Origin of the sequence: Pseudoflavitalea rhizosphaerae, from assembly GCF_003991355.1 — a bacterium.
Taxonomy (GTDB): Bacteria; Bacteroidota; Bacteroidia; order Chitinophagales; family Chitinophagaceae; genus Pseudobacter; species Pseudobacter rhizosphaerae.
In genome coordinates this window covers 386,954-409,683 of record NZ_RCSU01000005.1, presented here as the reverse complement: position 1 = coordinate 409,683, position 22,730 = coordinate 386,954, and the positions used below count along the sequence as shown (strand labels likewise).

Here is a 22,730-nt window from a genome sequence, read left to right as displayed (position 1 = left end):
TTCAACTCTTACCTGAAGTTTAATTTCGAATGAACCTGATCGGTTTAACAGCTTCCTTGCCCTGGAATACTGCCGTATAAACACCCGGAGGTAATTGTTGAATTGTTATCTGTTTTGTTTGAGCGCCTTTGCTCAGCGTCCATTCTTTCCGCAGCACCAGCCTGCCCATCGCATCGTAAATAGCCACAGGCATTATGCCTGAACCGGGCGACTGAATACTGAAATTGGCAATATTTCCCTGAACCGGGTTAGGGTGTAATTTTATGCTGAGCTGTTTTGTATTGGCGCGGTTTAAGATGATGATATTGGAATAACTGATGGTGTTTTTTTCATCTTTCATTTGCAGGCGGTAATATGCCTTGCCATCCGGCGGGTGCTGATCGGGGAATTGCAAAGGCTGCTGGCAATCCGCTGCCGTGGCCAGGACCAGGCCGATCTGTTGGAAATTAATTCCATCCAAACTTCTTTCAACTATGAAATCTGCATTGTCTGTGCAAGATGCTTTCCATTCAAGCCCGTTGGCGGTAGCTAAGGCTTCTCCTTTGAAATATTCCAGCTTCAGCGGTAATGCTGTATATGCTTTACTGGCAAAATAGAAAGAGGAAAAAGAGGAAACTTCGGCCAGGTATACATAGTCGAGTCCCCAGGCCACTACGGTAGCATCGATGGGCGTGGCCACGGATTGTACAGCATTGGAGCAGTCATCATTGTTTTTGAACACGGTTATATCGTTCAGAGTTTGCACACCGGATCCGGCTGTATTTTTCAATGTTTCAAATTCCGTTTTCTTGATGTACAACCGGATGTTTACCGGTGAGCTGGGTTGGTTTTCCACGGAAACAGTAATATTCCTGTCGAGGTAAAAGCGGTCGGCTTCATCCTTTCTTACGGGGCCATTATGTGTATAGAAACTCACCCTCACTGTTCCGAGCATATTGCCATTGGGGTTGATCTCCATCACAGCATTGCCTTCATCATCCGTGAACGGGATCCATTCATTGGCATTCGCGGCATTTACGTATGCGGGGATGGCGGCCTGGCAACTGCCTGGCGTTCCCGGCGCCACCAGGGCCGGCACCAGCGTGAGACCCGTTGACAAAGGAAACCTTCCGTTATCGTAATCGAATGTGGATTGCTGTGACCACTTGTTCAACTGGGGATCAAACTCATAGAAGACGCCGCCATAATCAACAGTGCCGCCGCCCGCTGCCAGTCCATATAATTTTTTATTGTGAACGATCATTTCGTTACGCGGATAAGTTCCTTCCGGGAAAGTGAATGAATGCCGTAGGGCAACATTGAACGAAACAGGATCGAACTCGAAGAGTGTTCCAAAGATATCATCATCATCATTCATCTCATTGGTGCCGTAGAACTTATTATTGTACAACGTTAAGGCGGAACTAGACCTGTAGCCCTGCGCTTCGGTGAAATGATGCCTTACCTGGAAACTGTTGATGGCCGGATCAAATTCAAAGATGGTGCCTTTATCGTTAGTACCGCCAACCGGGCAGGTTCCATAGAGCTTGCCTTTGTATGCGCTCAATGCTGCCTGTGGGTTGGTGCCGAAACCATTACTGAATTGTACTTTCACTGAGTAGGTGCCGGTAGCAGGATCAAACTCGTATAATACACCACTATTGGTATTTCCGCCATACATGGTGGTGCCGTACAACTTACTGTTGTATACCAGCAGGCGTGCCATGGGGGAAGAACCTGTGGCGCTGGTGAAGGAATGCTTTACAGTATATTGGTTATTGGATGGATTGAATTCGAACAAAGCCCCTGCCCCGTTCTCCAGGAACCTGGTGATGCCATACATTCTTCCATTGTACAATACCATCGACCCTTCCATATCCCCGTATCCTGTGGCCTCGCGCATATGGTAACGGATCTCGTAACTGTCTGTGACCAGATCATAAGCATAGATAACCCCCCTGTTGTATTGCCCACCTTTGGTAGTGAAACCATACAGTTTGCCCTGGTAATACAACAGTTTGCCATAAGGTTTATGTCCCTCGCTGTTTCCCATATCCACTGCACTGGCAATGGTATTGGAAGCGGGATCATATTCAAAGAAGGTTCCAGCGTGATAGCTTCCGCCGGCAGTGGCAACGCCGTACATTTTTCCACTGATCGCGGCAAGAAAAGGTAGGGGGGATTCGCCCGGCAGGCCATTGAAGTGGATCTTTTTGGTATAAGCATTGCTTTGCGGATCATATTCGAACAAAACGCCTTTATCAAAATTTCCCCCGGAACGGGTTACACCGTAGAAACGGTTATTATGAAAAACGGTAAAACCGGATACCGGGTTGGTTGCTGAAATATCCATCTTCTTTACGATTGTATTTTGTAATGGATCATATTCGAATACAACACCTGTATTATCGAAAAGGCCGGCAGTGGTAACGCCGTATAACTTACCACTGAAAAGCCTTAAAGATGTAACGGTTCCGCTCCCATCGGCGGTGCCCAGACTGGCCTTCTCTGTCAACTGGTTGGTGGCAGGATCATATTCCACGATGGCTCCGGCACCATTGATACCGGCATCCCTGCCGGTGCCGTAAAGTTTGTTATTGTAAAGGCGAAAATTGCTGATGGGGCCGCTCCAGACAGGAATATCCATCAATTTGGTGATGGTGAAAGTAACCGGATCAAATCTGAAGATATATCCCTTATCGTTTGCGCCTCCCAGATAGGCCGAGCCATAGAACTGGTTATTGTAAAAAATGAAATTGCGGACATAAGGGTCTATCGCTTTTTTTACCAGTAATGTATTTGCAGATGGATCATACTCGTAAAGCGATGAAGTTCCCTGGTAACTGCCCTGCCCGTATAATTTATTATTGTAGGTATAGAGAAATCCTGTATTATAATACAAAGGATGATCGTGTAAATTCAGTTTGATGGTATACTTATCCGTCACGGGATCGAATTCATACAGTACCCCTTTCTGGTAGGGTCCGGACTCATCGAAGAAGCCGTACACTTTTCCATTTACTACGTGAAATGATTCGGAGAACTGGTCTACGTTGCCCGTGAATATTTTGAATGCATTCCGGGTAGTGATGCCTGTGCCATCGAAGCGGGCAGAAAAGAGTGTACCCTGGTCATGCACACTGCCACCAGCATTTGTGAGGCCCCAGAACTGATAGATGCCTTGCGCTACTGTTTCCTGTGAGGAAAGCAGGGAAATTGCAAAGAATATAGCGCATAAGTATAGCTTTTTCATATTGCTGTAATTATGCGTCCAAATTAGCCGTAAGATCAGATTGGCAGGGGGGACATTTAACGGATGAAGGCGGCTGCTTAACCAATGAGTAGAGGGGACAAAAAAATGAAGGGTTCCCGGAACAACAGGAACCCTTCAACATCTAAAATTATTGAACACAATAACAATTACTCTGCCATCACCGGAGACGGAGCTCTCTTGCCAGCACTCACGCGACGTGAAGCTGGAGTGGCTGCCGGCTTCGTCGTATTGACCCGGTTAAAACGAATGGCCACCCACACATGGTCGAGGGCCACTTCTTCTGATCTTTCAAATCCTGCATCGCACACGCAGTTCCAACTGCATGAACGGTTGAGGTCTGTCACGATCTTGGAGGTTGATTTCGGATAAGCGATCCAGAATTTGCCTTCCTCTCTCAGTGCCGGAAGCACATCTTTGAGAATGCAGCTCAGTTGATTCTCGTTCACCGCAAATATCAGCGCGAAATCGATCTTACGCGATTTCAACAGCGGCGTTACATTCTTGGCGAAAGACAATTTCACGAATTGTTTCTCGATTGAAGAAGGAAGACCCTGAATCAGTACATTCTTTTCTTCCTGGAGCTGAAGCTTATCTAATAAGTTTTGCGACATGCCTGAGAAGTTTTTGATATTGCTTAGGGTTAAAAAAGACGGGATTGCAAAGGTAGTAAAAAAAGGTAATAAGTGAAACTAATTTTAAAACAAAAACCCGTACCAGTGAGACTGGACGGGCTTTTCTTAAAATCTGATTAAGTTCTTATATAATTATTTGCCAACCGGCTTATAATATGTAAGTGCCTCAGGCATTAGCTTTTTGAGCTCTTCTATGCGTCTTCCCTCTGAAGGGTGAGTGCTCAAAAATTCAGGTGGTTTGTTGCCTCCTCCGGCTTTTTCCATTCTTTCCCACAATGGAATTGCTTCCTGTGGATTGTATCCTGCCATGGCGGAAAACATCAATCCGAACTTATCAGCCTCCAGTTCCTGGTTCCTGCCGAATGGCAACATCACACCCACATTGGTTCCTACACCATATGCCTGCATGAAGATATTCTGCGCTATAGGGCTTTTGTTGGCCAACGCCACTGATAAAGCCTGACCACCCAGTTCTGCCAGTGAAGCGCGGCTCATACGCTCATTACCATGTTTGGCCAGCGCATGTGCGATCTCGTGACCCATTACAACGGCCAGCGCAGCTTCATTCTGTGTGATGGGTAACAGTCCGGTATAAACGACAATCTTACCTCCGGGCATACACCAGGCATTCACTTCATTGGAGTTTACCAGGTTGTATTCCCACTGGTAGCCTGAGAGCTCTGATCCAAGACCTTTCTGTGTGTAATAGTTTTTGATGGCAGTGGTCAGTCTCTGTCCGATTCTCCTCACCATTTCCGCATCTTTACTGGAGCTGGTGCTCACCACCTTGTTTTCAGAAAGGAATTGACGGTATTGCTGTGCGGCCATATTCTGAATGTCAGCATCACTGTAAAGTGTAAGCTGGTTCTTGCCCGTGATGGCATTCTGGCTACAGCTTACAAGCCCTAACGCCAGTGTTGCCGCAATGAGTGTCTTTTGCATGGAGGATGTTTTGACAAAGTTAGAAAATCAATTCTTGTACCAATCAGTGAATTATCGATAACTCTCCCCTAACCTTGACTGTAAAAAAAGGTAAAAATGGAACAATGAATATAGAAATGATAAGTAAACCTTACTCTTCCTCCTTAGTTTCCCTGCGACGGCTCTTGCGGCGGTCCCGGTATTTCAGGATGGGAACTTTGCTTTCGCTGCCCCTGAGTAAACGGGTGATATTCTTTTGGTGCGTCAGGATCACCAACAGGGCCACCGCAATGGCAAAGGCTCTGTAAAGTGGTTCTTCAGCCCTGAAAATAAAAAGGATGAGAACGGCAAAGGCAACACTGGCCAGGATGGAGCTCAGCGAAACGAATCTAGTCAGGTAGAGCACCAACAGGAAAACGCCCACACAACAAACAGCCACCAGTGGCTGAATGGCCAGGATCATACCGAATAAAGTGGCTACCCCCTTTCCTCCACGGAAGTCGGCCCAGATGGGGAAGATATGTCCCAATACAGCAGCCAGGCCCAAACCGATCATCAGGTTGGTCCTGTCCCACTCATTAGTCATATAAAACGGTAAAACGATGTAAAGACTTGTAGCGATAACCCCCTTGATAACGTCGATCGCCATCACGAAAGTTCCCCAGCGGGGACCTAAAACGCGGAATGTGTTCGTAGCGCCGGCATTGCCGCTTCCATATTCGCGGATGTCAATACCGAAGAAAGCCTTACTGACCCAAACAGCGGTCGGAACAGAGCCTATCAAATACGCTATTACAATGAGTAGTACCTCTTTCATTGAATAGTTTAAGTTGAAGTTGGAAAACGAAAATACGGAAAAACCACTCAACTTATTGTCTTTCCGGTAACTAAATCACCGGAAATCCTGTTGATTTAAGGTTTTCCACTTATTTGCAGGGCTATCCAGTTCTGCCGGTCTTTCTGATCATCTACCTTTAACATTTCTTTCACTACTGCTGCTTCAATATCCTTTCTGTCGCCACTCAATAGCCCACTCATCATTACAACACCCCCATCGTTCAAATGTTGTCTGATCCCTGTCATATTAACAAGTAATACATTTTTGTTGATGTTCGCCAGTATCACATCAAATGTCCTGCCCAGATCCAAAGTATCGGCTTTCAACAATTCTATTTTTGTACAGCCATTCACTTCGATGTTTTCTTTGGCGTTATCGATGCTCCAGTCGTCATTATCGATGGCAACAATTTCTTTTGCGCCGAGTTTTTCAGCAAGAATAGCGAGAACACCCGTTCCTGTTCCGAAATCCAGGACGGATTTATCATTGAAGTTGATGCTGCGCATATAATCGATCATCATGAAAGTTGTGGCATGGTGCCCGGTGCCAAAACTCATCTTCGGAGTGATGATCACCTCATGCTGTACATCCGGAATTGGCGAATGGAAATGTGCGCGTATACTCGCGAAATCATGCACGATCACCGGCTCGAAATCCTTTTCCCATTCAGCATTCCAATTGGTGGGCGGGATCAGCTTTCTGGAAACCTCCAGACCCTCGAACAGCAATTCATTCAATGCTGCTTCATCAAGATCCTGCTCAGGAATGAATGCATGCAACGTATCCCCTGCCTCCTCAAATCCCTCGAAACCGATCATAGACAATTGCGCTACAAAAACCTCTCTTTGCTCCTGCCCCAATGGTCTGAAAGAATATTGCCAGTAATTCATGATGATGTATTGAGTAAGCTGCAAAAATAAAATATCCATTTACATTTTACCCTGTCTCGATTTTTTTTGTGTATAATGCAGGCTCTTATCCTTCTATTTTTATCCCATGCAGGAGAAATATTTTCCATTTCGTTCCCACTAACGCTTAAATCCCAGGTACCCGGCCAAGGTGTTGCAGAACCAAACATATGATGAGAACAGGCTGCTCCGGCGCATCATCGAAGGTGATGAGCAGGCATATACTGTAGTGTATCATGATCACCTGGATGCCATTTTCTATTTTGTAAGGAAATATATTTTTATTGAACAGGATGCAGAGGACCTCACTTCTTCCGTGTTCCAAAAACTCTGGTTGCAAAGGAATACTATCGATCCGGAGAAACCATTACGTCCCTGGTTATACACCGTTGCACGTAATCTTTGTCTCAATCACCTGAAATTATCGCAACGAAGAACGGCCAGGGAAGCTGAAGCCTTGCGTCGCCTGAATACCGGTGAAGAAAATGATTTTGCCGCACATGAATTCATGGAGGAACTGATGCGCGGGATAGAAACTTCCCTGAAAAAACTACCGCCACAAACAGCCAATATCTTTACGATGGCCTTCCTGGAAGGAAGGTCCAACCAGGAGATCGCAGCGCTGCTCCACATTAATGAACATACCGTCCGCAATCAAAAAAGCCAGGCATTGAAACAACTGCGCCTCAGTTTCCGCTCCTGGATCATGTTCTGCCAGCTATTCTAAAAAAACTTTGCTTTTGTATGTGACAATAGTACAAGCCTGTTGTAATAGGTTAGTATAATCACATGCATGACCAACGAAGCAACAATAGCATCCTATATTATCAGGGATCTGCTGGGCATATTGACTGAAACAGAAAAACAGGAACTGGAAGCCTGGCGGCAATCTTCCGAAGCCAATCAGGTATTGTATGATCAATTCAGCAGCGCGGAGCAGATTGCGCTTGAATTCAGGAACCGTAATGAACGGAATAAAAGGATCAGCGGACAGTTGGAGCAATTCATGCAGGAACAAAAAACTATTTCTACCGGCAGGGTCCATATTATGCAAAAATGGAAATGGATAGCGGCATCGGTGATTCTTGTGTTGGGGATTGGCGCTTACTTATTAATGCAAAACAGGAACGATACGAAAGATCCGGTGGCGAAGTTCAACGCGGCGCAGATCCAGCCAGGCCGCGACGGCGCCGTTCTCACGCTGGCAGATGGTAGCCAGTTGTTGCTGGACTCAGTTCAAAATGGAATAGTGGCCCTACAGGATGGCGTTACTGCAAAAGTAGTAAATGGCGCACTGGTGTATGAAGGTAACGGGAATGGAATACTGTACAATACGATGTCCACTCCCAAAGGCAGGCAATATCAACTGACCCTGCCGGATGGAACAAAGGTCTGGCTGAATGCTGCCAGCTCTATCAAATATCCTACGGCGTTTACAGGCAGGGAGCGCAATGTGCAGATCAGCGGGGAAGCTTATTTTGAAGTAGCGAAGAAGTCATCGCAACCTTTCCGCGTAGTTGTTGATAACGGAATGAAGATCGATGTATTAGGCACCAGTTTCAATGTGAACGCATACCAGGACGATAATAAAAGCTATACTACATTAATTGATGGCGCGGTGCGCGTTACAGCTGCACAGATTGGCAGCAGCACAATCCTGAAACCTGCACAACAGGCTGTACAGGCTGATGGTTCATCATTATCAGTTAGCAGCAATGTAGATGTAGAAAAAGTGATGGCCTGGAAGAACGGGGTCTTCAATTTCGAGAACGCTTCCCTCGAATATGTTATGAAAGAAATCGAACGATGGTATGATATCGATGTGGTTTACAAAAATGGAATTCCGGACATAAAATTCTGGGGAAAGATCACAAAAGACGTTCCGCTCAGCGGTATGCTGATTGCCCTGGAAAGAACAAAAGTTCATTTCGAACTGGAAAACAACAGAACATTGGTAGTGCTTCCCTAGCATTCGCCATTCATTACACTTATCATATGAAATTGAAATGGCATCATGCTGATGATGCATGACCATTGCATCTTTATTGGGCCATGAAAAACAAAATGGTCAGTCCATAAAAAAACAAACCGGAAGTGCAGCGAACACTCCCGGCAATGTTTGGGCTGATCGAATGACTTGTCACCATTTTTACAACCTAAACTGTTCACAAATTATGCAAAAAACTGCTTATGGTAGTTGGTTATTTCCTGTTGGCAATTCCAAAGCGCCAACGGGGTTGGGAATACGGCTGCCGGCTCAAATGCTGAGAATTATGAGGATGCTTTCTTTTCTCCTTTTTGTTGCTTTCCTGTCTGTGAAAGCAGAAGGCGTTGCCCAGAATGTGAGTATCAATGGAAAGGAGCTCACTTTAAAACAGGTGTTTGCTTCAGTGGAAAAACAAACAGGCTATGTAGTTTTTCTCAACCAGGATATGTTTGATGAGATCAATAAGAAGGTCTCTTTGCAGGTAAAGGATATGCCGGTCCCTTCTTTACTGGATATGCTTTTCAAAGAGCGGCCGATCGAGTATATTATCCAGGGAAAAACGATAATCCTTTCAACGAAAACAATAACCGTTACAAAAGACCCCGGCCTTGTACTCTTCCCTCCTCCTAAACCGGTAAAAGGAAAAGTAACCGATGAGAACGGGCAACCACTGGCAGGCGCATCCATTTCGGTTAAGAATGCAAAGACTGTAGGCATCACAGAAGCTGATGGTAGTTTTTCTGTGAATGTGGATGAAGGCGATGTGATCGTGATCAGTTATGTGGAGCATGAAAGCAAAGAAATAAAGATCACGGATGCAATCATCGCTTCAGGAATGATCAGTGTTTCACTCAACAAGGCATTGGCAGAGCTGAATGAGGTGAAAGTGAACGCAGGGTATTATACGGTGAAAGACAGGGAACGTACAGGTTCTATTTCCCGCGTCAATTCTAAAACTATCGAGCAACAGCCGGTTACTAATCCATTGTCTGCACTTGCAGGCCGGGTGCCTGGTTTAGAGATTCAGCAGAGCAGCGGATTAGCCGGAGCGCCCTTTAAAGTGCAGATCAGAGGACAGAATAGTTTGTCTTCTGGTACCAATCCCCTGATCATCATCGATGGCGTTCCATTTCCGCTCGAAACCATCGGCAATTCACAGGTTTCGCGGCACCTGATCTCAGGTGTTGGGATCGGAGCCATCAGCCCAATGAACTCTCTAAATCCGCAGGACATAGAAAGTATCGAAGTATTGAAAGATGCGGATGCCACCGCTATTTATGGATCACGCGGATCAAATGGAGTGATCCTCATATCTACCAGGAAAGCTGCTATCGGTAAAACGAGATATGAAGTTGGATACAATGCGGGCTTCAGTACAATCAGCCGTTACATGAAGTTGATGAATACGGAAGAATATCTTCAAATGCGGGAAGAGGGATTTGCCAATGATGGGAAAACGCCAGCTGCTACTGATCTGGACATAAACGGTACCTGGGATAAATCGAGGAGTAAAGACTGGCAGAAAGAATTGGTTGGTAAAACAGCCAGGAGAAACAGGTATTTCGCTTCCATTTCGGGAGGTTCTCAGAGAACCAGCTTTTTGTTGAAAGGAACTTTCGAGGATGAAACCACAGTATCCCCCGGCAAGATGAAATACGGAAGGGGTTCGGCGCTGGTTAATCTAAATCATAAATCTGGCGACAATAAGTTTTCTGCCAATTTCTCCGCCATCTACAGCACAGATAACAATAACGCCACTGCAAGGGATTTCTATGTATTTGCGATTTCCCTGCCTCCGAATATGCCTGAACTCAGAATGCCCGATGGAAGCCTGAACTGGAATCTCGGCCCCAAGGAAAACCCATTGAGATACCTTCAGCAACAATATGAGTCGCATGCAAAAAACCTGAATGCAAACCTGAATCTTGAATACAAGATCCTGAAAAATCTTGAAGCAAGGATCAGTGCAGGTTATTCAGATTACCGGTTGGACGAGCAAATGGTAGAGCCTTTCAGCCTGATGTATGATCCGGCAAGTAATGTTTCAAGCGCTTATTCCAGTACATACGCAAATGTAGCCAGCAGGGGGAGTTGGAATTTTGAGCCACAACTTAACTATGGAAAAGAATTTGGACGGAGCAGTATTCAACTATTGGCCGGCATGACTTTTCTGAAAAGCAGCAGTGGTGGTACTACCAGGTCTGCCTCAGGTTTTCCGAGCGATTATCTGATCTACAATTTTAAAGCAGCACTCAACACGAATATCTATTCTGCTGATGATGTAAAATATGCTTACAGCGCAGGCTTCGGAAGACTTAACTACAACTATGATGGCAGGTATATACTCAACCTCACGGCAAGAAGAGATGCTTCCAGCCGCTTTGGTCCGGATAACAGGTCGGCCAACTTCGCTGCCATCGGCGGAGCCTGGATCTTCAGCAAAGAGAAGTTCATAGACCGCCATCTCCCCTTCCTGAACTTTGGAAAGCTGCGGGCCAGCTATGGTACTACCGGTAACGATCAGATTACAGATTACAGTTTCCTCAGCGTATATGCCAGCACGGGAGCCAAATACCAGACAGGTACCGGACTTGGTCCCATCAGGTTCGAGAATCCGGTATTGGGCTGGGAAGAAAACAAGAAACTTGAGTTCGCGATGGAGTTAGGCATGTTCAACGACAGGATCGTTACTTCCATCGCATGGTTCAGGAACAGGTCAGGCAACCAATTGCTCAGCTATCCGCTTCCTGCCAATACCGGTTTTTCAGATGTTATGCAGAATATCGATGCCCTGATCGAAAACTCAGGATGGGAATTTGAATTAAACACCATTAATATCAGTAAGAAGAATTTCAAATGGAGAACGAATTTCAACGCTTCGATCCCTTTCAGTAAAATGATATCTTATCCGGGACTTGAATACTCCACCAACGCAACTAAATATATTGTGGGGCAGCCTTTGAATATCCTCAGGCAATATGAGTTCACCGGCATCGATTTCAATACGGGTCTTTATACGTTCAGGGACGTGAATAAAGATGGCGTGTATAACTATAACGACAGAACGAAGTTTGCCAGAATGGGGCTTCTTTTTTCAGCAGGTCTGGGCAACCAGTTCACGTATAAGAATTGGAGTTTTGATATCTTTTTTCAGTTAGTTCAACAGAACAAGAACTTCATTACTTATAGCATCTCCATGCCAGGCTACATGAACAACTCTCCCAAAGCAATTACAGACAGGGCTGTTCCCGGCGTTAAGACAGGCAGGTACCAGCGTGCCTCCACCGGAAATCCGGCTGCTACAAACGCCTATTCATTGTCTTACAGTTCAGATCTTGGACCTACACCAGCCAATTACGTGAAACTAAGGAATATGGCTATCGGGTATAACCTGACTGAACTTGGTAAATCGAATATCGGCTGCCGGATTTTCCTTCAGGGACAAAACCTATTGACCTTTACAAGCTATGTTGGGGCTGATCCCGAGACTGAATTCAAATATCTTCCCACTTTGAGAACAATCACATTTGGGGCAACCTTAATTTTTTAAATCAGGCATAATGTTTCTTTTCAATAAATCGAAGGCAATTAATAGACCTGTTATTGGTTTGTATTTAATACTTCTGCTTACCACTTTATTTTTCAGCAGTTGCGAAAAGTTTGTAGATGTGGGTTATCCGAGAACACAGCTGCTGGATTCACTGGTGTTCAAAGATTTCAAAACAGCAGAAACGGCATTACTGCAGGTCTATATCGATGTTCGTTACAATTCAGAGGTATCGGCTGGTTGTGGGCTGAACTATCAGCTATATGTTGATGACCTGACCAATTACTCTGTTGATCCTGAAAGTAAAACATTCAAATTCTTCAACACCTCTCTTACTGATAAAGATGAGAACCTGCTTACCAGGCACTGGGATGCCCGTTACAGCGCCATCTACAAAGCCAACAAATTATTGGTGGGACTTGACCAGTCTGCAGCTATCACTGTTGCCAACAGGAACCAGTTAAAAGGAGAAGCCCTGGTGCTCAGATCTTTGATGCACTGGCGTCTGGCTAACTCATTTGGAGATGTTCCTTTTATCACCGATGTTGATTACAGGGTTACGGTAAATGCACCAAAACTTCCAAAATCAAAAGTATTTGAATTGGTGCAAAAAGATGTTGAACTGGCGGCTTCGCTCCTGCCCGACAATTATCCAACCGCAGACAGGGTGCGGATCAATAAAAAAGTGGCCCAGGCATTTCTTGCGCAAATCTACCTCTATAGCAAAAAATGGAAGGAAGCGGAAGATTTGGCTACGGAACTGATCAACGCTACTGGTACTTATGCGCTCGAAACAGATCTCACAAAGACTTTTCTAAGACAATCAAAAGAAACCATCTGGCATTTTGCTGAATCCAATCCTGGTTCTCCTACTTCGGAAGCATTACATTATGCAATATCTGTTTCACCTTTCACCAATACAGCTTATGTTGCCATGTCTGATGACCTGCTGAACAGTTTTGAACCGGACGACAAACGCAGGAATGCCTGGATAGGCATCAATACCGTAGGTCAGAGCAGCTGGAATTATATGAGCAAATACAAAGTGTTAAACACCATTGCTTCCGGTTCGCCTGAACTTTCTGTTGTAATGAGGCTCAGTGAAATGTACCTGATCAGGGCTGAAGCAAGAATCGAAAGGGAAAACTTTTCAGGCGCTCAGCAGGATATTGATGCCATCAGAGGCAAAGCCGGACTACCTGGTACAACAGCAACAGATAAACCCTCCTTACGCGAAGCAGTGATGCAGGAACGCAGACATGAGCTCTTTTGTGAGGGCGCACACCGCTATTATGATCTGAAACGTACCGGCACCATCACACAGGTGTTGGGGCTGAAGAAACCAAACTGGACTGAAGCTGCCATCAATCTTCCTATTTCAGAGAAACAAAAAATACTCAATCCTAATTTACAATAAGTCATGAAACAACATCTATTGTTCGCAACAGCCCTTGGCTGTATGGCATCACTATGCCTTTTCACGAATGCTTCTGCGCAAAAGATTCCCATTAAAAAAATGTCAACAGATCAACAGATCGAAGCCAGGAGCAAGTTTTCTGCCACAGATTTTCCTCCCCTCAATTTTACGAAGATAAAAGGAGCGCCTACGCTTACAGAACCGAAACGCATAACTACCATGTACGGTCCTGTTGAAGCAAGAGGCATGGGATGGGCATATCCGGAGTTCAGGGATGTGAATGGAGATGGAAAGAAAGATCTGCTGATAGGTGAATTTGGTTCAGGACTGGAAAACGGACATCCGGTAGGCAATTTCATCAGGGTATATCCAAATAATGGAGAAGAAGCTGAGCCTAAATTAAGTGATGAATTTACATACCTGCGTGGAGATAATGATCGGAGCTTCGGAACTCCGTTGTCTGTATGGGCCTGGTGTTGTATGGGGTTCAAACCCACTTTCGTAGACCTCGATAATGACGGCTACACTGATCTTGTAGCTGGTCAATATTATCCTGGCGATATCATTCTTTACAAAGGAACAAAAAAAGGCTACTTATCCGGAGTCAGGTTACCCCAGGAAGGAGATCCACATGGCAAAAAGGAACCAATGAAGCAAGACAGAGATAACCCTGAAATTGCAAACTATTGGTACTACAATACTATTGCTGTAGCCGATCTCACCGGAGATGGTCTCGATGATCTGATCCTGGGCGGAACCGATATTCGCATCAGCAAAAATATTGGTTCCAAAAACGAACCAAAGTTCGCCATCAGAAAACAATTGCTGCTAACAAATGGCAAACCGGTTACTTCAAGTACAAATGGAGGCATGCACGGCGGCCATATCAATCCTGTACTTTATGACTGGGATAACGACGGTGTACTTGATCTTCTCGCCACCTTTGCATATATCGGCAACTACAGTCCTGCCCTGATGTTCTACAAAGGGGTAAAACAAAATGGAGAATACAGGTTTCAGGAAGGAATCGAAATGATCAAAACCTCAGATGGAGGTAAAGTACTTCCCGGCAGTCACCCTTCCATCACCATAACGGATTGGAACAATGATGGCGTAATGGATATCGTTATGGGGCTGGCTGTAGCAACCAGAGATGATCAGTTCGACACCTCGCTTTCATGGCAATGGGAACTTGAAACTGGTATCTATCAGTTGAATCCGGGATATTTCACCGATGCCTATAAACGTTCAATTGAGCAAAGTATGACAAGAGCAGACCTGATACGAAAAAAATCAGGACTTACAGAAAAGGAGCTTGATGAAAAACGGTATATCTCCAGAAAAATGATTTACAACAACGCTTATGTAAAACCCGAATACACAACCCTGAAGCATGTAGGTTATGTATATGTTTTTTTAGGCCAGAAGTAAAAAAATGAAATGTATGACAAAGAAAGGACTGATCACTTTGATGATGTGCTGGTTCACTACCCTGCTGATGGCGCAGGAAGTGATCACTATACAAACCCATACACAACAAAAAAAAGACACACTTGAATTGAAGCTGATTTTCGACGTTGCTCAGGGAATGCATGTGTATGCGCCATCCTCTCTCAATCAGTCGCAGGGATACATCATCATGAAACTGGATATTGATAATATCCCGGAAGGATTAAAGCTTTTGCCTGGCCACCAATGGCCTGAACCCGCCCTGTCGGGAGGCGGTGAAGTGTATACCGGAGAAGGACATACGATCATATGCAGGTTTACAGGGAATGCCAAAAGAACACCTGCAGTAATCAAAGGTGTTTTACATTTCCAGGCATGCAATGAAGAGATGTGTTTCCCTCCGGATGAAAAAGCATTCACAGTAACGTTGCAAAAGCAACCGTTAAAAAAGAAGCATAAACCATAGACCTTGTTACAGTAAAAAGAATGGGTCGCATCAGATGTTGATGCGACCCATTTATCTTTCAAAGCACTGCAAGATTATTCTCCTGCAGGTGCTCCGTTATTCTCAGGACGTTTGCCTTCCGGTTTTGGCATGAGCGCTTTGCGGCTCAGCTTGAATTTACCGGTCTTGTGATCGATACCGATCAGTTTCACTTTCACTTTATCGCCTTCTTTCAATACACCTTCCATGCTCTCGAGACGTTTCCATGAAATTTCACTGATATGGAGCAACCCTTGTTTACCGGGCAGGAACTCAACAAATGCACCGAACTCCTTGATACCTTTCACTGTGGCTTCGTAAACAGAACCTACTTCAGGAACAGCAACAATACCCTTGATCCAGGCAACAGCTTTATCCAGGCCTTCTTTTGCAGGGCTGAATACGCTTACTTCACCGTAGTTGCCTACTTCTTCGATATTGATGGTAGTACCTGTTTCGCGCTGGATCTCCTGGATGATCTTTCCTTGTGGTCCGATCACTGCACCGATGAATTCTTTATCGATGAACAGTTTCTCCATGCGCGGAGCATGAGGTTTAACCTCTTCGCGATGTGCAGGCAATGCTTCGTACATGGCGCTCAGGATGTGGAGACGACCTCTGCGTGCCTGATCAAGCGCTTCGCGCATGATGTCCATACTCAGACCATCCACTTTGATGTCCATTTGTACGCCGCAGATACCTTCGCGTGTACCGGTTACTTTGAAGTCCATATCTCCGAGGTGATCTTCATCACCGAGGATATCAGACAGGATCGCGTATTTGTTATCGGCGCGGGTGATCAGTCCCATAGCGATACCGCCAACGTGTTTGGGGAAAGGAACACCTGCATCCATCAGCGCCAGTGAACCTGCGCAAACAGTTGCCATGGAAGAGGAACCATTTGATTCCAGGATATCGCTCACCACACGAACAGTGTAAGGATATTCAGTTCCGGGCATCATCTGCTTCAGGGAGCGCATGGCCAGGTTACCGTGACCAACTTCGCGGCGGCCGGGGCCACGCATCATTTTCACCTCACCGGTTGAGAAGGGAGGGAAATTATAGTGAAGGATGAATTTCGTGTAGTCGGATGTGGCGGCGCTTTCTACCAGCAGTTCATCCAGGGGAGTACCCAGGGTTACTGTTGTGAGGGATTGTGTTTCACCACGTGTGAAGAGTGCTGAACCGTGTGGAGAAGGCAGTACATCTACTTCCATCGCCAGCTGACGGATCTCGTCCAGCTTACGGCCATCGAGGCGGATACGCTCATCGAGGATCACGTTACGGACATTCTCCCATTTGAGGTCCTCGAAATATTTCTTTGCGAGTTTCTTCAGATCGTCTTCCGCTTCTTCACCAAGGCTTTCGATCAGCGCTTTTTTCAGCGTATCGAATGCTTCAGAGCGCTCGTTCTTGCCGGAGGCAGAGCGTGCGATGGCAGAGATCTGATCGCCGGCAAAAGCTTTCACTTTGGCCTGCAGTTCTTCATTCACTACCGGTTTGGTATAATCGCGTTTTCCGCTAATACCGGCTTTGTCGCGCAGTTCAGCCTGTGCTTTGATCTGGATGCGGATAGCTTCGTGAGCGATCTCGAGGGCCTTCACCAGGTCCTCTTCAGCGCACTCTTCAGCTTCACCTTCCACCATCATCAGGTTCTTTTCAGTAGCTGCGATGAGGAAATCCATATCAGCTTTCTCGAGCTGTGCACGGAGCGGGTTCACAATGAACTCGCCTTCCACGCGCGCAACGCGGACCTGTGAAATGATCTCTTTAATGGGAATATCAGAAACTGCGAGGGCGGCAGATGCAGCCAGGCAGGCCAGCGCATCAGGCATCACTTCCTTGTCGGAAGATACCAGGGTAACCAGAACCTGTACATCGCAGAAATAATCTTCGGGGAATAATGGACGAAGGGAACGGTCGATCAAACGGCTTACCAGTACTTCGTAATCGTTGAGCTTTCCTTCGCGTTTGAAGAAAGAGCCAGGAATACGGCCGGCTGAAGCGAATTTCTCATTATAATCTACTACCAGTGGAAAGAATTCCTGTCCTTCCCTGGGTTCCTTGTTGGCTACAACAGTAGCGAGGATAATGCAGTTGCCTTGACGAACGGTTACGGCACCATGTGCCTGGCGGGCGAGTTTACCGGTTTCAACGGTAACCATGCGGCCGCCACCTATGTCGAAGGTCACACCTGTAGGTTGTGAGAGCATAGTAATCTCAATTTAAGACTGCTGATCTGAAAAGGCGGGAATCGAATTTGTAGGACCAACAGCCTGGTTAAAAACTTAAATACAAAACGCAAAAAACCTCCGGATAAAAAGAACTATTCCCAACCGGAACTGAGGTTGGGAATTAGTCATTATCATTATCCGATGGTTATTTTCTGATTCCGAGTTTCTCAATCAGGGCACGGTAACCTTGCAGGTTGTGCTTGCTGAGATAGGTCAGGAGGCGTTTGCGCTGACCAACCAGTCTCATTAATCCACGGTGAGTAGAGAAATCGTGTTTGTTTTGCTGAAGATGTTTGGAAATGCTGGTAATGCGCTCTGTGAGTAAAGCGATCTGGCCTTCGATAGAACCAGTGTTAGCGGCATTGCCACCATAAGTTGTGAAAATATCAGCTACTTTTTCTTTTGTTAAATACGGCATCTCAAATTTTTTTTAAATGCATCCAAAGATTGCTTCTTCTTATTTTGGCGGCAAAGGTATGTAATTAATCCTGATTTTAATATCTTGCTGGCCTGATTTTTTAAAAAAAGGAGCCACTCTGTTCTTGAATACAATGAGTTACCGTTTTGCCCTTCTCGGATGCGGCCGTATCGGCGCCCGCCACGCTGCCCAGATCGCCAGCCATGGTGATCTGCTGGCCGTCTGTGACATTGACCCTGAAAAAGCCGGCCGGCTTGCACAGGAATACGGCGCACAAAGCTACCATTCATTCACGGAACTTCTCCGCCACCAGCAACCGGATGTAGTGAGCGTTTGTACTCCCAACGGACTGCATGCCCCCCATGCCATCGAAGCCCTGGAAGCCGGCTGCCATGTTCTTTGCGAAAAACCCATGAGCCTGAGCACTGCCAGCGGTCAACTGATGGCCGAAACTGCCCGCAGAACAGGAAAAAAACTCTTTGTAGTGAAACAGAACCGGTACAATCCGCCGGTAATGGCGCTCAAACAATTGCTGGTTGAAAACAAACTCGGCGAAATCCTTAGCTTTCAGCTCAACTGCTTCTGGAACCGCCCCCCCTCCTATTTCGCCAATAGCTGGCACGGCTCAATGGACCTGGATGGCGGCATATTGTACACGCAATTCAGTCATTTTATCGACCTGCTTTACTGGCTGCTGGGTGAAACATCGGTGGTCAGCGGGTTCCGTCAGAATACTTTGCACCAGGGAGTGATCGAATTCGAAGACAGTGGCGCTGCCATCCTCCAGCTTTCCAATGGTGCACGCGGCACCCTGCAATACAGTATCAATAGTCATGCTTCCAATATGGAAGGCTCCATCACTGTATTCGGTTCAAAAGGAACAGTGAAAGTAGGTGGACAATACCTCAATGAACTGGAACATTTTTCTGTTGAAGGATTGGAGCGGCCGGTCCTCCCCGCAGGCAATGGCGCCAACAATTATGGCCATTACCAGGGCAGCATGGGCAATCATGATAAAGTATATGATCAGCTGATCGCAGTGTTGGATGATCCCAGTCAATACCTGCTGGAAGCAGAAGAAGCACTGCATACCATCCGGCTGATCGAACATATCTATCAATCCTCCCCGCTGATTCCCTAACTTCAGTCCTTCGATGAAAAAACTGATCTTCACCATTACCAACGACTGTACTTTCGATCAACGCATGATCCGGATCTGCACTTCGCTTGTCCGTGCGGGTTATGCAGTGGAACTGGTAGGAAGAAAAGAAAAAAATTCCATCCCTCTCCAAGAACAACCTTTCCGGCAAAAACGCCTCAACTGCTTCTTTCAGAAAGGAAAAAGTTTTTATATCGAATACAACCTGCGACTGCTTTTTTACCTCTTGTTCCGGAAAGCCGACCTGGTTTGTGCAATAGACCTGGACACCATCCTGCCTGTGCTGATGGCCACCAGACTGAAAGGCAGTAAAAGAGTATACGATGCGCATGAGCTTTTCTGTGAAATGAAAGAAATAGCTACCAGGCCGGCAATATACAAGGTTTGGAAACGGATCGAACGCATCAGCGTTCCCCATTTCGATCATAACTATACAGTGAACACGCCCATCGCAGAGGAGTTCAGGAAAATGTATGGGAAATCATTCGAAGTGATCCGCAACATGCCTGTACTGCGCCCGCTTTCCATCCCGGAGAAAAAAGAAAAATATATTCTTTACCAGGGAGCCGTGAATGAAGGAAGGAGCTTTGAAACCCTGATCCCCGCCATGAAAATGGTGGATGCTAAACTCATGATCTGTGGCAATGGCAATTTCATGGAGCAAGCCATACAACTGACGAAGGAATATGGTTTGGAAGAAAAAATAATATTCCGTGGCAAACTGGTCCCTGAAGAGCTCAGGAACATTACTCAGAACGCCTGGGCAGGCGTAACACTCTTTGATAAAGAAGGCATTAGCAACTATTTCTCCCTGGCCAACAGGTTCTCTGATTATTTCCATTCCGGCCTCCCACAATTATGCGTTGATTATCCCGTTTACCGTGAAATAAACAATCAGTACCAAATTGCTGTTCTTATTCACGATCTGGAACCGGATACCATCGCTCAAGGCCTGAACACACTGCTGAATGATGAACAATTGTACAAGGAATTACAGGAAAATTGTCTCAAAGCAAGGACCCAACTCAACTGGCAGGAAGAAGAAAAAAAACTAATCTCATTTTATTCTAATATTTTTTAAGCATTTTGGAAAGGCACTTACATATCGTTTCCCTCGACGTCCCCTACCCCGTTAATCATGGCGGACTGTTCGATCTCTTCTACAAGCTCGTAGCCCTGCACCAGGCAGGTGTGAAGATCCACCTGCATTGTTTCGAATATGGCCGCGGACCGCAAGCAGAACTGGAACAATATTGCGCATCTGTTCACTATTATGAACGCCAGTGCGGACATAAAGGCTTCTCTCATAAACTGCCCTATATTGTGGCTTCCCGCTGCAGTGCAGAGCTGGTGAACAATCTCCTGAACGATGATCATCCCATTCTCCTGGAAGGCATCCATTGCAGCAGCATCCTGCAGGATGAACGTTTTGCCAATCGCAAAACCATTCTCCGCCTGCACAATGTGGAATACCAGTATTATCGCCAGCTGGCGGACTCCACCCATTCCGTTTTCAAGAAATTATACTATCTCCACGAAAGCAAACTGCTACGCTCATACGAAGCAGCCATTGCTGAAAAAGCTTCTGTGATCCTCGCCGTATCAGAGCAGGATGTACAGACCTATCGCAACAAATTCGGAGTAAAGAATATCATGCACCTGCCGGTGTTCCTTCCTTACAATCATATCAACTCCAAAGAAGGCATCGGTTGTTTCTGTCTCTACCAGGGTAATCTTTCCGTTGATGAAAATGAAAAGGCCGCCATCTGGCTCATCGAGGAAGTGTTCAATGAAATTCCTGCCCACTTCATCGTAGCCGGGAAAGACCCTTCCCGCAAACTGGAAAAAGCGGCTGAGCGTTCAGGTCATACCTGCGTGGTAGCCAATCCTTCGGAAGACGAGATGCAGGACATGATCAGTAAAGCGCAGATCAATATCCTTCCCAGTTTCAACTGCACCGGCGTGAAACTGAAACTGCTCAATGCCCTCTTCAATGGGCGTCACTGCGTGGTGAATGATGCCGCTGTGAAAGACAGTAGCATCAGTCCTGCCTGCCATATCGGCACCAATGCCGAATCCTTCAAACAGATCGTGGCGCAGTTGTACCACAATCCATTTACGCAGGAAGAGATCACGCTTCGTCAGCAATTGCTGGAACCGATGTTCAATAACGAACGCAATGCAAAACAGCTGAGCCAGGTGATCTGGCAGGAAAAAGTTACCGGATAATGTTCTTATCTGCTTTGTAGTTGCCAAAGGATATGAACCGGCGTTGAGAAAACAAACCAACGCATGTGAATATCGATGAGCTGTAGTTGGATGGATTGAGCGGTGGTGCTGAGCCAGGCTTTTGCGCTTTTGTTTTCAAGACGCCTTGTCCATATCACTTTGTCAACAGTGCACCGATAATGTGTAGCTGTATTCCAAAATATTTCTGGAAGCCTTAATAACAGTAACGGCCATCTGTAGTTGCAGATGGCCGCTAAATTTTATCTATGCCTTAATGATTTCTGGTTGAAGCTGCACTCTCGAATAGCAGTTGTCGAAGGGGTATGGACAAGGCGTCTTGAAAACATAAGCGATGCAGTCCAATAGCATTACCAAACCCCTCATCTTTCCCCACAAAGCTCAGTAGATATTTACCCGCGCTGGTTTGTTTTCGCATCGCCGGTTCATATCCCTTCGCAACTGCGGGGACGCCACCAATACTAGCTCATAGAGATGGAAGCGTTATCAATCACACGGCCGCGCTCAGTTCGCACAAGACGCGCAGGGAATTTATTGATCACGATATAATCATGGGTGGCCATTACGATGGCAGTGCCGTAATCGCGGCTGATCTGTACCAGCAATTGCATGATCTCGTCGGAGGTTTCCGGATCGAGGTTGCCGGTAGGTTCGTCTGCAAGGATCAGCTTGGGCGAATTGAGGAGTGCACGGGCAATGTCTACCCTTTGCTGCTCTCCGCCAGAAAGCTCGTAAGGCATTTTGAAACCTTTTGCTTTGAGGCCTACTTTATCGAGAACATCAACGATCTTTTCGTCCATCAGTTTTTCGTCTTTCCAGCCGGTGGCTCTCAGCACGAATTTCAGGTTATCGTTCACGTTACGGTCTGTGAGCAGCTGGAAGTCCTGGAAAACCACGCCCAGGTTGCGACGAAGGAAAGGGACTTTCTTCCAGTCCATTTTATTGAGGTCGAAACCCACAACGGTGCAGTCGCCTTCTTTGAGAGGGAGATCGCCGTAAAGTGTTTTCAGTAAGCTTGATTTACCGGTGCCTGTTTTTCCAACCAGGTACACGAATTCGCCGCGGTTGACACGGAGGTTCACATCCTGCAGTACCAGGTTTTTTCCCTGGTAAATATTTGCGTGCCTGATTTCGATGATTGCTTCCTGCATAGGTTAAGTGCCTTAATAAGAAACAAATGTACAGAAAGATCATTATGGTTTCCCAATTTGGCGGCAGGATTGATACAGCAATTTT

General features: G+C 46.1%; 17 protein-coding genes. 9 read left to right on the top strand and 8 right to left on the bottom strand.

Going from position 1 to position 22,730, the window contains the following annotated elements; all coding sequences use genetic code 11:
* Positions 1-19: 19 nt before the first annotated feature.
* The 5 genes from D9Y29_RS11510 to prmA all read right to left on the bottom strand — a co-directional run bounded on the left by D9Y29_RS11510 (position 20) and on the right by prmA (position 6,534).
* Positions 20-3,232, bottom strand: coding sequence for a choice-of-anchor tandem repeat GloVer-containing protein (locus D9Y29_RS11510; RefSeq protein ID WP_127128169.1), 3,213 nt, complete (start codon positions 3,230-3,232; stop codon positions 20-22).
* A gap of 167 nt (positions 3,233-3,399) precedes the next feature.
* Positions 3,400-3,864 (bottom strand): hypothetical protein, encoded by a 465-nt coding sequence (locus tag D9Y29_RS11505; RefSeq protein ID WP_127128167.1) that lies wholly within the window; start codon positions 3,862-3,864, stop codon positions 3,400-3,402.
* 153 nt (positions 3,865-4,017) lie between these two features.
* The gene (locus D9Y29_RS11500) at positions 4,018-4,827 is read right to left on the bottom strand and encodes a M48 family metallopeptidase (protein WP_127128165.1); all 810 of its coding nucleotides are present in this window, start codon (positions 4,825-4,827) and stop codon (positions 4,018-4,020) included.
* A 130-nt stretch (positions 4,828-4,957) separates the two neighbouring features.
* The gene (gene plsY / locus D9Y29_RS11495) at positions 4,958-5,623 is read right to left on the bottom strand and encodes a glycerol-3-phosphate 1-O-acyltransferase PlsY (RefSeq protein ID WP_127128163.1); all 666 of its coding nucleotides are present in this window, start codon (positions 5,621-5,623) and stop codon (positions 4,958-4,960) included.
* A gap of 95 nt (positions 5,624-5,718) precedes the next feature.
* A complete protein-coding gene (gene prmA, locus D9Y29_RS11490; protein WP_164735379.1) occupies positions 5,719-6,534 on the bottom strand; it encodes a 50S ribosomal protein L11 methyltransferase in 816 nt (271 codons plus the stop codon).
* Between the two features lie 169 nt (positions 6,535-6,703).
* On the opposite strand from prmA, the gene D9Y29_RS11485 reads away from it, so the two are divergent.
* The 6 genes from D9Y29_RS11485 to D9Y29_RS11460 all read left to right on the top strand — a co-directional run bounded on the left by D9Y29_RS11485 (position 6,704) and on the right by D9Y29_RS11460 (position 15,418).
* Complete coding sequence (locus D9Y29_RS11485; protein WP_127128159.1) at positions 6,704-7,279, top strand: RNA polymerase sigma factor; 576 nt, start codon at positions 6,704-6,706, stop codon at positions 7,277-7,279.
* A 66-nt stretch (positions 7,280-7,345) separates the two neighbouring features.
* Positions 7,346-8,521, top strand: a complete 1,176-nt coding sequence (locus D9Y29_RS11480; RefSeq protein WP_127128157.1) for a FecR family protein — start codon at positions 7,346-7,348, stop codon at positions 8,519-8,521.
* A 205-nt stretch (positions 8,522-8,726) separates the two neighbouring features.
* The gene (locus D9Y29_RS11475) at positions 8,727-12,089 is read left to right on the top strand and encodes a SusC/RagA family TonB-linked outer membrane protein (RefSeq protein WP_164735378.1); all 3,363 of its coding nucleotides are present in this window, start codon (positions 8,727-8,729) and stop codon (positions 12,087-12,089) included.
* A gap of 58 nt (positions 12,090-12,147) precedes the next feature.
* Positions 12,148-13,503 (top strand): RagB/SusD family nutrient uptake outer membrane protein, encoded by a 1,356-nt coding sequence (locus tag D9Y29_RS11470; protein WP_164735377.1) that lies wholly within the window; start codon positions 12,148-12,150, stop codon positions 13,501-13,503.
* Positions 13,504-13,602: 99 nt separating this feature from the next.
* Positions 13,603-14,934, top strand: a complete 1,332-nt coding sequence (locus tag D9Y29_RS11465; protein WP_164735376.1) for an FG-GAP repeat domain-containing protein — start codon at positions 13,603-13,605, stop codon at positions 14,932-14,934.
* A gap of 13 nt (positions 14,935-14,947) precedes the next feature.
* Positions 14,948-15,418, top strand: coding sequence for a protein-disulfide reductase DsbD domain-containing protein (locus tag D9Y29_RS11460; RefSeq protein ID WP_164735375.1), 471 nt, complete (start codon positions 14,948-14,950; stop codon positions 15,416-15,418).
* A 74-nt stretch (positions 15,419-15,492) separates the two neighbouring features.
* Here D9Y29_RS11460 and pnp read toward each other — a convergent pair whose 3' ends face one another.
* On the bottom strand, positions 15,493-17,649 hold the full coding sequence (gene pnp, locus D9Y29_RS11455) for a polyribonucleotide nucleotidyltransferase (RefSeq protein WP_127128147.1): 2,157 nt from the start codon (positions 17,647-17,649) through the stop codon (positions 15,493-15,495).
* Between the two features lie 166 nt (positions 17,650-17,815).
* Positions 17,816-18,088: a 30S ribosomal protein S15 gene (gene rpsO, locus D9Y29_RS11450; protein ID WP_127128145.1), complete on the bottom strand. Its 273-nt coding sequence runs from the start codon at positions 18,086-18,088 to the stop codon at positions 17,816-17,818.
* 133 nt (positions 18,089-18,221) lie between these two features.
* Here rpsO and D9Y29_RS11445 point away from each other — a divergent pair, with 133 nt between their 5' ends.
* Genes D9Y29_RS11445 through D9Y29_RS11435 form a run of 3 tightly spaced genes read left to right on the top strand, consistent with a single transcriptional unit; the run spans position 18,222 to position 21,476 of the window.
* Positions 18,222-19,229, top strand: a complete 1,008-nt coding sequence (locus D9Y29_RS11445) for a Gfo/Idh/MocA family protein (protein WP_127128143.1) — start codon at positions 18,222-18,224, stop codon at positions 19,227-19,229.
* Positions 19,230-19,242: 13 nt separating this feature from the next.
* On the top strand, positions 19,243-20,328 hold the full coding sequence (locus D9Y29_RS11440; protein ID WP_241237900.1) for a glycosyltransferase family 4 protein: 1,086 nt from the start codon (positions 19,243-19,245) through the stop codon (positions 20,326-20,328).
* Positions 20,329-20,333: 5 nt separating this feature from the next.
* Positions 20,334-21,476 (top strand): glycosyltransferase, encoded by a 1,143-nt coding sequence (locus D9Y29_RS11435; RefSeq protein ID WP_127128141.1) that lies wholly within the window; start codon positions 20,334-20,336, stop codon positions 21,474-21,476.
* A gap of 479 nt (positions 21,477-21,955) precedes the next feature.
* On the opposite strand, the gene D9Y29_RS11430 is transcribed toward D9Y29_RS11435, so the two are convergent.
* Positions 21,956-22,645: a cell division ATP-binding protein FtsE gene (locus tag D9Y29_RS11430; protein ID WP_127128139.1), complete on the bottom strand. Its 690-nt coding sequence runs from the start codon at positions 22,643-22,645 to the stop codon at positions 21,956-21,958.
* Positions 22,646-22,730: the final 85 nt, after the last annotated feature.